Raw genomic sequence first — 13,046 nt, 5'->3', positions numbered from 1 at the left:
ACGCCAGGACGACGATGTGGCGCGAGCGAGCGCCGCCTCGCCACGCGCGCACGCTCCCCCTAAACGCAATTCGGGCCGCTGACTTAAGTCAGCGGCCCGTTGAAAATTGCTTCGGAATGAAATGCGTCGGAGCTAAAAAATGTGCCCGCCCCACGAGCGACAGGTGTGGTTGTAAAGGACTTGTTAAACCTTGCAAATCCGTATCACCACGGTGTTCCCAAACAGCGCATGAAGCTGCGTTGCGCGGCGTCCAATTCGCGGCCGACAGCAGTCTGTCGCCGCGTTGAACTTGCCGCGGCGCAGGCTCCGCTCGTCGCCGTGATGCACACCGCGCGCAACGCTGCGGCCGCGATCTCGATCAACGGTCTCATCGCGTTCGTTCCGGCAAAACTGCCGCAAAATCTCGGCGTTCGCAGCCGATGATGGCGCGGCAAGCGGCAGGCCCGAATGCCTGAAATCGGCCCGGTCCTTGCATAAAATCGCGGCAGGTACGGTGCGTAACGGCTCTCGACGGTTTCGGTTGCAGCGCAACGCGCGTATCATTGCGGTGAGTTTGAACGGCGGGGATTGGCGTTGCAGGAACAAACAAACTATCCGGCCCTGAATCAGCCGGTCGATGAGCTGGCGCTGACCGAGATCAAGGGCGCGATCCTGGCCAAGCTGCGGCTTGCGATCGGCAAGGACGCCACCGTTGCCACGCGGCGCGACTGGTACAAGGCGGCGGCGCTGGCGCTGCGCGACCGCATCGTGCACCACTGGCTGACCGCCGAGAAGCAGACCTACGACGCCGGCGCCAAGCGCGTCTATTATCTCTCGCTGGAGTTCCTGATCGGCCGCCTGTTCACTGATGCGCTGAACAATATGGGGCTGCTGCCGCTGTTCGAGGCGGCGCTCGGCGACCTCGGCGTCGATCTCTCCGACCTGCGCAAATGCGAGCCGGATGCGGCGCTCGGCAATGGCGGCCTCGGGCGGCTCGCGGCGTGCTTCATGGAGAGCATGGCGACGCTGGCGATCCCCGCGACCGGCTACGGCATCCGCTACGATTTCGGCCTGTTCCGCCAGATCATGAACCAGGGCTGGCAGCAGGAATATCCCGACGAGTGGCTGGCCTTCGGCAACCCCTGGGAATTCCAGCGGCCCGAGGTGGTCTACAACGTCCATTTCGGCGGCCATGTCGAGCATGTCGACGATCGCGGCCGTGACCGCGCCACCTGGCATCCGGCGGAAACCGTCGAGGCGATGGCCTATGACACGCCGATCGTCGGCTGGCGCGGCCAGCACGTCAACGCGCTGCGGCTGTGGTCGGCGCATGCGCCCGACCCACTCAAGCTCGACGTCTTCAACTCAGGCGACTACGTCTCGGCCAGCGCCGAGCAGGCGCGCGCGGAGGCGATCTGCAAATTCCTCTATCCGAACGACGAGAGCGCGGCGGGCCGCGAGCTGCGGCTGCGCCAGGAATATTTCTTCGTCTCGGCCTCGTTGCAGGATCTCATCAACCGCCATCTCGCCTCCGACGGCGGCCTGCGCAACCTCGCGCAGAAGGCGGCCGTTCAGCTCAACGACACCCATCCGAGCCTTGCGGTCACCGAGCTGATGCGCATCCTGGTCGACCTGCACAATTTCCGCTGGGACGAGGCCTGGAAGATCACGGTCGCGACGTTGTCCTACACCAACCACACGCTGCTGCCGGAAGCGCTCGAGACCTGGCCGGTCGAGCTGTTCGAGCGGCTGCTGCCGCGGCACCTCGAGATCATCTACCGCATCAATGTCGCGCATCTCGCGCTCGCCGAGGAGCGCTTCCCCGGCGACATCGAATATCGCGCCTCGGTGTCACTGATCGACGAGCGCAGCGGCCGCCGCGTGCGGATGGGCCAGCTCGCCTTCGTCGGCTCGCACCGCATCAACGGCGTCTCCGCGATGCACTCCGATTTGATGAAGGAGACCGTGTTCCACGACCTCCATCATCTCTATCCCCAGCGCATCACCAACAAGACCAACGGCATCACCTTCCGCCGCTGGCTGATGCTGGCCAACCCGCGACTGACCGCGCTGCTGCGCGAGACCTGCGGCGAGGCCGTGCTCGACGATTTCTCGCTGCTCGAACGGCTGGAGACCCATTCCAGCGACCTGGAATTCCAGAAGCGCTTCCGCGACGTCAAGCATCACAACAAGCTGGCGCTGGCGCGGCTGATCGGCGAGCGCAACAACATCAAGGTCGATCCGTCGGCGCTGTTCGACGTGCAGATCAAGCGCATCCACGAATACAAGCGGCAGCTGCTCAACATCCTGGAGACGATCGCGCTGTATCACGCGATGAAGGACGATCCGGGTGCGAACTGGGTGCCACGCGTGAAGATTTTCGCGGGCAAGGCGGCGGCGAGCTACCGCTACGCCAAGCTGATCATCAAGCTGATCAACGACGTCGCCGAGGTCGTCAACAATGACGCCTCGCTCGGCGGCAGGCTGAAGGTCGCCTTCCTCGCTGACTACAATGTCAGCCTCGCCGAGGTGATCATCCCGGCCGCCGATCTCTCCGAGCAGATTTCGACCGCCGGCATGGAGGCTTCCGGCACCGGCAACATGAAGCTGGCGCTGAACGGTGCGCTGACCATCGGCACGCTCGACGGCGCCAATATCGAGATCCGCGACGCGGTCGGACCCGAGAACATCGCGATCTTCGGCCTCGAGGCTGGCGACGTCATGGTCCGCCGCAAGCAGGGGCTCGACGCCAGCGACGTGATCCGCAAGTCGCCGCGGCTCGAGCGCGCGATCCGCGCCGTCGAGAGCGGCGAATTCTCGCCCGGCGATGCCGCGCGCTTCGCCTCGATCGGGCACGCGCTGCGCTATCTCGATCACTACATGGTCTCGACCGATTTCGATTCCTATTACGAGGCACAGCGCGGCATCGACGCACGCTGGCAGGTGGTCCCGGCCTGGACCCGCGCCTCGATCCTCAACGTGGCGCGGATGGCGTGGTTCTCCTCCGACCGCACCATCCGCGAATATGCCGAGGACATCTGGCACGTGCCGGTGCATCCGACCGCGCCGCCGCTGTTGGGCACCCAGCGCGAGGCGAAGGGCTGACGGAGGTAATTCCCGGGGCGCGGAAATCGATGACGTCCGACGTCATTGAATTCCGCCGCTTTGCCGGGATATTGCTTGTCCAGATAAGAGCGTCATTGCGAGGAGCAGAGCGACGAAGCAATCCAGACTTGCTTTGCGGCTTTGGATTGCTTCGCTTCGCTCGCAATGACGGAACCGAAGAACATGCTCACCAAGACGCCGCACCTCTTTGACGAAGCCACCGCCGTGACCGCCGGCGACAGCCGCTGGCAGGGACGGACCAGCCCGGACTACTGGGCCTTCGTCGGCCCGTTCGGCGGCTGCACCGCCGCGACCATCCTGCGCGCGCTGATGCAGCACCCGCAGCGCGCGGGCGATCCGCTGGCGCTGACGGTCAATTACTGCGCGCCGGTCGCAGAGGGTGTGTTCGATCTCGATGTCCGCCTGGTCAAGGCCAACCGCTCGAGCCAGCACTGGTCGGTCGAGATGACGCAAGGCGGTGGCGAGGTCGCGACCTTGGCAACCGCCGTGTTCGCCGAACGCCGGCCCTCGTGGTCGCACCAGCCGGCGGAGTTTCCCGGCGCCGCGCCGTTCGAGCAGCTCCGCTCCTTTCCGAAGCTCAAGATGACCTGGGCCAACCAGTACGACTTCCGCTTCGTCGAGGGCGAGCCGACATTCGGCGACGGCACGGCGAAGCAGCCCTCGAGCCCCTATTCGAAGCTCTGGATCGCCGATCGCGTGCCGCGCAAGCTCGATGCGCTGTCGCTGATGTCGATGTCGGATGCGTTCTTCGGCCGCGTCTTCCACGCGCGGGGTGAACTGGTGCCATTCGGCACGGTGTCGCTGACGACCTATTTCCATGCCGACGCGGCCGATCTCGACACCGAGGATACCACCCGCGTGTTGGCGACCGCCGACGCCAAGAACTTCCACAAGAGCTACGGCGACCAGCACGGCGAATTGTGGTCGCCGTCCGGCCGCCTGCTCGCCACCACGACGCAGATCGCCTATTTCAAGGCGTAGGCGTTTCGCGGCGTAGGGTGGGCAAAGCGAAAGCGTGCCCACCGTCAAGAGCACGGCTGGGAATGGTGGGCACGCGGAGCCTGTCATCGGGCGCGCGTTCGCGCGACCCGTTGGCTTTGCCCACCCTACGAGACCTACGAGGCCTCGCGTCAAGGCGTAGCCAAATATCCACATTGCTCTGCACCGACCGCATTGCCTATTTCAGGGGTTGAGGGAACATTGGCGCGTCGCTTCTGTTCCACACCTTTGGGAGCATTGCTGCATGTCCGAAGCCGACACTTCAAAGCCCGCGCGCATCGCGCTGCTCGGCGTTCCCATCGAGATCGGCGCCTCGCAGGCCGGCCCGCTGATGGGACCGGATGCGCTACGCACCGCGGGAATCGCCCGCCTGCTCGAGCAGCTCGACTTCCACGTTGACGACCACGGCAACCTTGCGATCCCGCAGGTCGTCGCCGACGGCCCGGTGCCGGCCAACACCAGATTCTACGACGAGGTGAAGACCTGGACCCGCGCGCTGTCCGAGCGCGCCTACTGGCTGGCGCATTCCGGCGCGATCCCGATCTTCATGGGCGGCGATCACTCGCTGTCGATGGGCTCGATCAACGGCGTCGCGCGCTACTGGAAGGAAAAAGGCCGGCCGTTGTTTGCGCTGTGGGTCGACGCGCATGCCGACTACAACACGCCGACCACCACCATCACCGGCAACATGCACGGCATGTCGGCGGCCTTCCTCTGCGGCGAGCCGGGCCTCGACGATCTGCTCGGCGGGCTGCCGCGCGCCTCGATCCCGCCCGATCAGCTCGACCTGATCGGCACGCGCTCGGTCGACCCGCTGGAGCGCAAGCTGCTGCGGCAACGCAACGTCTCGATCGCCGACATGCGCCAGATCGACGAGTTCGGCGTCGCCGTACTGACCCGCCGCGTCATCGACCGGGTGAGAGCGAAGAACGGCGTGCTGCATGTCTCGTTCGACGTCGACTTCCTCGATCCGGATATCGCGCCCGGCGTCGGCACCACGGTGCCCGGCGGCGCGACCTATCGGGAAGCCCATCTCATCATGGAGCTGCTGCACGATTCCGGGCTGGTGCGCTCGCTCGATATCGTCGAGCTCAATCCGTTCCTCGACGAGCGCGGCCGCACCGCGCGCGTCGCGGTGGAGTTGATCGGCAGCCTGTTCGGTTTGCAGATCACGGACCGGCAGACGCCGAGCAACGCGGTGCTGCCGGAGATGGGGGAGTAGCGACACGCGGACCACGCCAGTCCCGTCACCCTGAGGTGGCCGCTTCTTCAGCGGCCCTCGAAGGGTCGACGGCCACGGGCCGGGCCGCTCATCCTTCGAGGCTCGCAAGTGCTCGCACCTCAGGATGACGGGGAGAGATATCGCCGCGCGGCGATAGAGACATCGAAACAAAAAAGGCGGCCACGAGGGCCGCCTTTTCAAATCGCATACGTTGGCGCGGCTTACTCCGCCGCGAGCTTCACTTCCGGCGCGGCGGCGCGGACTTCGGCGTCGACCTGCGCTTCGAACTTGGCGAAGTTCTTCTGGAACATGCCGACGAGCGCACGCGCGGTCTTGTCGAACTCGGCCTTGTCGGCCCAGGTCTTGATCGGATCGAGGATGTGCGGCTCGACGCCCGGCAGCGAAGTCGGCACCGCGAAGCCGAAATACTTGTCGGTGCGGAAGTCGGCGTTGCGGAGCGAGCCGTTCAGCGCCGCGGTGAGCAGCGCGCGCGTCACCTTGATCGGCATGCGGCGACCGGTGCCGTACTTGCCGCCGGTCCAGCCGGTGTTGACCAGCCAGCAATCGACATTGTGCTTGGCGATCAGCTCGCGGAGCAGATTGCCATAGACCGACGGATCGCGCGGCAGGAACGGCGAACCGAAGCAGGTCGAGAATTCCGGCTGTGGCTCGTTGCCGAGACCACGCTCGGTGCCGGCGACCTTCGCGGTGTAGCCGGACAGGAAGTGATACATCGCCTGCGCCGGCGTCAGCTTGGCGATCGGCGGCATCACGCCGAAGGCGTCGGCGGCGAGCATCACCACGTTCTTCGGATGCGGCGCGCGGCCGGTGCGCGAGGCGTTCGGAATGAAATCGAGCGGATAGGCCGAGCGGGTGTTCTCGGTCTTCGAGCCGTCGTCGAAATCGGGCACACGGTCATTGGCGCCGAGCACGACGTTCTCCAGCACCGCGCCGAAGCGCTTGCTGGCGGCATAGATTTCCGGTTCGGCTTCGCCCGACAGCTTGATGCACTTGGCGTAGCAGCCGCCTTCGAAGTTGAAGACGCCGTCCTCGCTCCAGCCATGCTCGTCATCGCCGATCAGCGTGCGCTTGGGATCGGCGGAGAGCGTGGTCTTGCCGGTGCCGGACAGGCCGAAGAAGATCGCGGTGTCGCCGTCGGGACCGACGTTGGCCGAGCAATGCATCGGCATCACGCCCTTCTCGGGCAGATAGAAGTTCAGCGTAGTGAACACGCTCTTCTTCATTTCGCCGGCATAATAAGACCCGCCGATCAGGACGATCTTGCGGGCGAAATCGATCGCAACGACGTTCTCCGACTTGCAGCCGTGACGTTTGGGATCGGCGCGGAAGCTCGGCAGATCGATGATCGTGAGCTCGGGCACGAAGCCCGCGAGCTCCGAGGTCTCCGGGCGAATGAGCAGCGTGCGGATGAACAGCGAGTGCCAGGCGAGCTCGGTGAAGACGCGCGTCTTGATGCGATGCGTCGGATCGGCGCCGCCATAGAGATCCTGCGCGAACAGCGTCATGCCTTCGGCATGCTTGAGGAAGTCGGCATGCAGCGTCGCGAACTGCTCCGAGGTGATCGACTGGTTGCCGGCCCACCACATGCTCTTGTCGGTCAGGCCGTCGCGAACCGTGAACTTGTCCTTCGGGCTGCGGCCGGTGAACTCACCGGTGTCAGCGCAAAGCGCGCCATCGGCCGAGAGCACCGCTTCGCCATTGCGCAACGAATGCTCATAGAGCTGCGGCGCACCATAGTTCCAGTGCACGCCCTTGAGATTTTTTAAGCCGAATTTGTCGGCGCCGAAGGCACCGTTATGCACGCCCGTCTCTTGCACGAAGAACCTCCTCGAACCCGCGTATCCTTGTTCGCGCGAATGTCGCTAGTCGCGCCCCGCCGCGGTGACCGTTATCAGAATATAGCCTCTCGGCTCCGGTCCGGCGACCTAATAGTGGGGATCGCCGGGCTTGCCAAGCCAGTCGAACGGCTTTTGGTTTATTCCAAGACGGGCACATCATTGGGCGCGAATACCGCAGCGCGAAACGCTTTCGCTTTGCTTTCGTTTTCTCGTTCGTTTCACTGCGCTCAGGCGACGTTTCGCCGCCTTTCCCGTTGCGAACAAGCCATTGCGATGCACAAAGGGTGCCAGCGATCGAGGTGTGCCCCGCACCGTGCCGAGCAAAAGGCACCGAGAATGCCGGGTATGCATTTCGCGCTGAGGATGTGTCGTTGAGGGAGGCTGCCGCGAGTTGATGCAGCACTGCAAAGCGCCCGGCATATCGTCCACGATCGCGTTGCACGCGGCTAGCACCATTGTCGACGTTGAGCTGCAGACCAGCAGGTTCGATCGGGCTCGACATGCCATCGTCGAAGCTGGGTGCTTTCAATGCACGGCAGCGTCGAATGTTCCGCAACGACTTTCTCGTTCGTAGTCGACGCGATCGCTGAACCATCATGATCGATGGTAACGCAATCAGTGCATCGTGCCTGCGCATCATCGAGGCGCCAACGCGAAATGATCGCGCTATCAAACGCCCCCTACGCCGATCGACGCGTGATCGGATGACACCATCAGCAAATGCGCACGCAGCCGCAGCCATGCGACACCATGCCTCGTCGGGCACCGCGCCGTTAGTATCCCCTGGTCTATGCCTTGGCGTCCAAGCCTTGGCGTCTAAGCCCTGGTGTCTAAGCCCTGGCGTCTAGGACTTGGCGCGCGCCTCGCCGGCGAGCCGCACCAGCATCTTGCGCAGCTCGGTGCCGTTGGCCACCCGCTCGGGGAAATCGAGCCGCAGCGTGGCGCGGCCGGCCTGCATGTCCATGCCGTCGGGATCGCAGCCGGTGCAAAGCCACTCAGCACTGTCAACGCCAAGCAGCCGCGTGGCGTAGAGGTTCATGGCCTCGCGGTGGTCCTCATTCATATGCGCCACCGCGCCCGGCTCGGCCTCCAGCAGCGCCTCGGCCCCAGCGAGATCGGTCAGAACTTGCGCGGGCTTGAGGTCGACGATGCGGCCGAATCCGGCGACCAGATGGGCGCCACCCGGCCGGATCACGAAAAACGAGAAATCCTTAAATTCTACAAAGGCTTCTGCCGATGGCTGGGCGGCGAGATAGCGCCGTTGGACAAGCTCGCGCCCGGCGTCTGCGACCTCCTCTGCCCGTCCCGCCAGCATGATCCGGGCACCCTCCAGCGGATCGCCCTCGGCGCGCTCGTCCAGCATCAGCGACACCCGGCTGTCGGCCAGGATATTCCTGGTGTGCAGCGCCAGCCGGGAAATCAGCAGGATCGGCGAGCCGTCCGGATGGCTCGCCAGATTGACCAGCGAGCAATAGGGATCGCCGGAGCCCGCCATCAACGTGGCGAGCGCACCCTGCCGGCTGCGGCGCAGCAGCGAGCGGGCAAGGTGGGCAGGATCGAAGTCGACGGTCGGTTGCATGGGTCTATCGGGTCATTTTGAGGGCAAAACGGGCCGGTTCCGCATGAAAAAAGGGCCTGTTTTCATGGTCTCAGGGTGGTATATGGGGTCCATCGCATGGGTCGCAGAAGCGTATTTTTTGCGGAACTCGGTCACACTTCAGCCCAGCTTGCATTGCTCGTTGACCGCGTTCGAAGCCCATTTCCACGGCGCGTTGCCTGAGTGCCCGCCGTTTAAGCCACTCTCATTGTGAAAGCAGCTCATGCCCACAATCGCCTTGGTCGACGACGACCGCAACATTCTCACTTCGGTCTCGATCGCGCTCGAAGCCGAAGGCTACCGCATCATGACCTACACGGACGGTGCGTCGGCGCTGGATGGCTTTCGCACGTCGCCGCCCGATCTTGCGATCCTCGATATCAAGATGCCGCGCATGGACGGCATGGAAACGCTGCGCCGGCTGCGCCAGAAGTCCGATTTGCCGGTGATCTTCCTCACCTCGAAGGATGAAGAGATCGACGAATTGTTCGGCCTGAAAATGGGCGCGGACGATTTCATCCGCAAGCCGTTCTCGCAGCGCCTGCTGGTCGAACGCGTCAAGGCCGTGCTCCGCCGCGGCCAGCCGAAGGATCCGGCCGCCGCGCCGAAGGAGCCGGACGCCCGCGCGCTTGACCGCGGCCTGCTGCGGATGGATCCGGAGCGCCACACCTGCACCTGGAAGAACGAGCCGGTGACGCTGACCGTGACCGAATTCCTGATCCTGCAGGCACTCGCCACCCGCCCCGGCGTGGTGAAGAGCCGCAACGCGCTGATGGACGCGGCCTATGACGACCAGGTCTATGTCGACGACCGCACCATCGACAGCCACATCAAGCGGCTGCGCAAGAAGTTCAAGGTGGTCGACGACGACTTCGAAATGATCGAGACGCTTTACGGCGTCGGCTATCGCTTCAAGGAAGCCTGATCTGCACTTCCCGGGCGGCTTGTTAACTGACAGGCTCCGCACGGCTGGGGTAAGCTCGGGCAAACATCTGCTTCGCGGGACGACATCCATACCAACCGGCAGCTTTGCCAGTGCTTGATCGAACGCAGCTCGAGCAAGGCCAGAATGCCGAGGACGCCTCACAGCTCCTCGATCAAGAGGCCGTGGCCGACGATCTGGCGCAGGACAAGGGCTGGCGTCGGCCGCTCGGCTGGCTGCGCCGCGCCGGTCAGTTCTTCTTTGCGCTCTCGTTCTCGAGCCTGACGCGCCGCATCGTCTCGCTCAACCTCGCCGGCCTCGTCGCCCTCGTCGCAAGCATCCTCTATCTCTCGCAATTCCGCGCCGGCCTGATCGAGGCGCGCACGCAGAGCATGATGGTCTATGCCGAGATCATCTCGGAGGCGATCGCGGCATCCGCGACCGTCGAAGGCAACACCGTCACCATCGATCCCGACCGGCTGCTCGACCTCAAGCCGGGCGAGAGTTTTGGCCAGCCGGATGAATCGGCTGATTTCCCGATCAATCCCGAGCGGGTCGCGCCGATCCTGCGCCGCCTGATCGCGCCGACCAAGACGAGGGCTCGCATCTTCGACCGCGATGGCGGCCTAATCCTCGACAGCCGCAACCTGTTCGCGCGCGGCGACGTGCTGCGCATGGAGCTGCCGCCGCCGTCGGAAAAGCCGTCGCTCTATGAGAAGACCAAGGCCACCATCAAGACCTGGCTCAACCGCGGCGACCTGCCGATCTATCGCGAGCTCGGCCCCGAAGGCGGCAAGGGCTATTCCGAAGTCGCGCAATCGCTCGAGGGCATGAACAGCAGCGCCGTGCGCGTCACCGATCGCGGCGCGATCATCGTGTCGGTTGCCGTCCCGGTGCAGCACTTCCGCGCCGTGCGCGGCGCATTGATGCTGACCACGCAGGGCGACGACATCGATCAGCTCGTGATGTCCGAACGGCTCGCCATCCTGAAGATCGGCGGGGTGGCCTCCGCCGTCATGATCATGCTGTCGCTGCTCCTTGCGAGCACGATCGCAGGCCCGGTGCGGCGGCTCGCGGAAAGCGCCGAGCGGGTCCGTCATCGCATCCAGACCCGCGTCGAGATTCCCGACTTCACCGGGCGCCGCGACGAGATCGGCCATCTCTCCGGTGCGCTGCGCGACATGACCAACGCGCTCTACAGCCGCATCGAGGCGATCGAGATGTTCGCCGCCGATGTCGCCCACGAGCTGAAGAACCCGCTGACCTCGCTACGATCTGCGGTCGAGACGCTGCCGCTGGCGCGCAACGAGAACAGCCGCGCGCGGCTGCTCGCCGTGATCGAGCATGACGTCAGGCGGCTCGACCGCCTGATCTCCGACATATCAGATGCCAGCCGGCTCGATGCCGAATTGCAGCGGCAGGACATGGCGCCGGTCGACCTCCGGCGGCTGCTGACCACGCTGACCGGCGTCGCCAACGAGACCAGGCTCGGCCACGACGTCGCCGTCGAGGCCCGCTTCGAGGGCCGCGGACCGACCGACACGCTCTCGGTGCCCGGTCATGATTCCCGGCTCGGCCAGGTGATCTCGAACCTGCTGTCGAACGCGCAATCATTCTCCAAGCCGGGCGACAAGGTGCGCATCCTCTGCCGCCGCACCCGCGGCGAGGTCGAGATCGTGGTCGACGATGACGGCCCCGGCATCGGCGAGGACGCGCTGGAGCGGATCTTCGAGCGCTTCTACACCGACCGGCCGCACCAGGGCTTTGGCCAGAACTCCGGCCTCGGGCTTTCGATCTCCAAGCAGATCATCGAAGCGCATGGCGGGCGCATCTGGGCCGAGAACCGTCCGGGCCCCGCGGACGAAGATGGCAATCCCACCGTGGCCGGCGCACGTTTCGTGGTCAGGCTGCCGACACTATGAGCGACAATTCAAGCGTGCACGCCTCCGCCGTTTTGGTCGGCGAGCGTGCGGTGCTGATCCGCGGCCCGTCGGGCGCGGGCAAGTCGCGCCTCGCCTTCGATCTGATTCTCGCCGGGCGCACCGGGGCACTCCCGCCGGCCGTTTTGGTGGGGGATGACCGTGTCCATCTCGACACAGCCGGCGAACAATTGTGGGTTCGCCCGGCCCAGCAATTGGCCGGTCTGCTCGAGGTCCGAGGCCTCGGAATCCGCCATTGTCCGTTCGCAGGCGAGGCCGTGGTCGGCCTGATCGTCGACCTGGCCGCCGACGATGCCGAGCGGCTGCCGGCGCCCGAAGCGCTCACGACCCGCCTTAATGGTATTATACTGCCACGGATTCCTGTCCCGGTCGGCTTCCTACCCCTGCCGCTGGTTGTCGCTGCGCTGACGACAACCTGAAAGTTCATGGTCCCGTAATCTTGCGGCCAATTGTGGGAAGGGAATTGGTAACCATATCACATCCACAATCGCGCCGGATTTTGCCGGCGCAGCCTCCCCTCTCTACCGCCAGGAACCGGGAGACTAGCCAAGATGCCCCCTTGCGCGGGGGCTCTGGATGGTCAAAGTGGCGCGTTCGTGCGGTGCACCAAAGGGCGCCCGCGAGGAGTTTCCGATGATTGGTCTAGTGCTGGTGACCCATGGGCGCCTTGCCGACGAGTTCAGAGCGGCGCTCGAACACGTCATGGGTCCGCAGAAACAAATTGAAGCGATTACGATCGGGGCCGAGGACGATTCCGACCTCTGTCGAAGCGACATCATCGAGGCGGTGAACCGCGTCGATAGCGGCGATGGCGTTGCGATCCTCACCGACATGTTCGGCGGCACGCCGTCGAACCTCGCGATCTCCTGCATGAGCCGCCCGAAGGTGGAAGTGCTCGCGGGCATCAATCTTCCCATGCTGGTCAAGCTTGCCAAGGTTCGCGAGGAGCGTTCGCTGCCAGACGCGATCGCGATGGCGCAGGAAGCCGGCCGCAAATACGTCACCATCGCCAGCCGCGTTCTCGCAGGCAAATGAGCGACGAGGCCCCGGGCGCAAACCATGTCGGCCCGGGCGTGCCAGCGGGCGCCATCTCGCGCGAACTGCTGATCGTCAACAAGCGCGGCCTGCATGCGCGAGCCTCGGCGAAATTCGTCCAGCTGGTCGAGCGCTTCAACGCCGAAATCTGGGTGACGCGCGGCGGCGAGACGGTCGGCGGCACCTCGATCATGGGCCTGATGATGCTGGCCGCCGGGCCCGGCACCACGGTCGTGGTCTCCGCGAAGGGCGAGCAAGCGCAAGAGGCGCTGGATGCCATCGCCGAGCTTGTCGCGAGCAAGTTCAACGAGGAAGGCACGTAGGGCCATCACTCTCGCGAGCCGCAGAAGCGGCGCGCTCCCTCGCC

The 13,046-nt window shown here is 64.9% G+C and carries 11 protein-coding genes; 8 read left to right on the top strand and 3 right to left on the bottom strand.

The genetic code is table 11. The annotated features are described in order from the left end of the window. Positions 1 to 183: 183 nt before the first annotated feature. Positions 184 to 585, bottom strand: coding sequence for a hypothetical protein (locus JQ616_RS31285; protein ID WP_212021419.1), 402 nt, complete (start codon positions 583 to 585; stop codon positions 184 to 186). Between JQ616_RS31285 and JQ616_RS31280 the strand changes: the two genes are divergently transcribed. The 3 genes from JQ616_RS31280 (at position 568) to rocF (ending at position 5,326) form a co-directional block, all read left to right on the top strand. After that, complete coding sequence (locus JQ616_RS31280; protein WP_433996018.1) at positions 568 to 3,084, top strand: glycogen/starch/alpha-glucan phosphorylase; 2,517 nt, start codon at positions 568 to 570, stop codon at positions 3,082 to 3,084. The genes JQ616_RS31285 and JQ616_RS31280 overlap by 18 nt on opposite strands. Before the next feature lie 183 nt (positions 3,085 to 3,267). Then, complete coding sequence (locus JQ616_RS31275) at positions 3,268 to 4,086, top strand: acyl-CoA thioesterase (RefSeq protein WP_212021415.1); 819 nt, start codon at positions 3,268 to 3,270, stop codon at positions 4,084 to 4,086. Positions 4,087 to 4,348: 262 nt separating this feature from the next. Further along, the gene (gene rocF / locus JQ616_RS31270; RefSeq protein WP_212021413.1) at positions 4,349 to 5,326 is read left to right on the top strand and encodes an arginase; all 978 of its coding nucleotides are present in this window, start codon (positions 4,349 to 4,351) and stop codon (positions 5,324 to 5,326) included. A gap of 221 nt (positions 5,327 to 5,547) precedes the next feature. Here rocF and JQ616_RS31265 read toward each other — a convergent pair whose 3' ends face one another. Both JQ616_RS31265 and JQ616_RS31260 read right to left on the bottom strand, forming a co-directional pair. Beyond that, positions 5,548 to 7,164, bottom strand: coding sequence for a phosphoenolpyruvate carboxykinase (locus JQ616_RS31265; RefSeq protein ID WP_212021411.1), 1,617 nt, complete (start codon positions 7,162 to 7,164; stop codon positions 5,548 to 5,550). An 865-nt stretch (positions 7,165 to 8,029) separates the two neighbouring features. Continuing rightward, the gene (locus tag JQ616_RS31260; protein WP_212021409.1) at positions 8,030 to 8,764 is read right to left on the bottom strand and encodes a HugZ family protein; all 735 of its coding nucleotides are present in this window, start codon (positions 8,762 to 8,764) and stop codon (positions 8,030 to 8,032) included. 241 nt (positions 8,765 to 9,005) lie between these two features. Here JQ616_RS31260 and JQ616_RS31255 point away from each other — a divergent pair, with 241 nt between their 5' ends. The 5 genes from JQ616_RS31255 (at position 9,006) to JQ616_RS31235 (ending at position 13,002) form a co-directional block, all read left to right on the top strand. Then, a complete protein-coding gene (locus JQ616_RS31255) occupies positions 9,006 to 9,707 on the top strand; it encodes a response regulator transcription factor (protein ID WP_024578921.1) in 702 nt (233 codons plus the stop codon). Positions 9,708 to 9,817: 110 nt separating this feature from the next. Then, complete coding sequence (locus JQ616_RS31250) at positions 9,818 to 11,626, top strand: stimulus-sensing domain-containing protein (RefSeq protein WP_212021408.1); 1,809 nt, start codon at positions 9,818 to 9,820, stop codon at positions 11,624 to 11,626. Further along, the gene (locus JQ616_RS31245; RefSeq protein WP_212021407.1) at positions 11,623 to 12,063 is read left to right on the top strand and encodes an HPr kinase/phosphorylase; all 441 of its coding nucleotides are present in this window, start codon (positions 11,623 to 11,625) and stop codon (positions 12,061 to 12,063) included. The genes JQ616_RS31250 and JQ616_RS31245 overlap by 4 nt, the downstream gene beginning before the upstream one ends. A gap of 214 nt (positions 12,064 to 12,277) precedes the next feature. Next, positions 12,278 to 12,679 carry a PTS sugar transporter subunit IIA gene (locus tag JQ616_RS31240; protein WP_021076632.1) on the top strand — a complete coding sequence of 134 codons (402 nt, stop codon included), beginning with the start codon at positions 12,278 to 12,280 and terminating at the stop codon, positions 12,677 to 12,679. After that, complete coding sequence (locus JQ616_RS31235) at positions 12,676 to 13,002, top strand: HPr family phosphocarrier protein (protein ID WP_212021406.1); 327 nt, start codon at positions 12,676 to 12,678, stop codon at positions 13,000 to 13,002. The genes JQ616_RS31240 and JQ616_RS31235 overlap by 4 nt, the downstream gene beginning before the upstream one ends. Positions 13,003 to 13,046: the final 44 nt, after the last annotated feature.

It is taken from the genome of Bradyrhizobium tropiciagri, assembly GCF_018130545.1.
GTDB classification, from domain to species: Bacteria; Pseudomonadota; Alphaproteobacteria; order Rhizobiales; family Xanthobacteraceae; genus Bradyrhizobium; species Bradyrhizobium tropiciagri_A.
The sequence above is the reverse complement of the archived record's forward strand: the minus strand, read 5'-3'. Positions and strand labels throughout refer to the sequence as shown.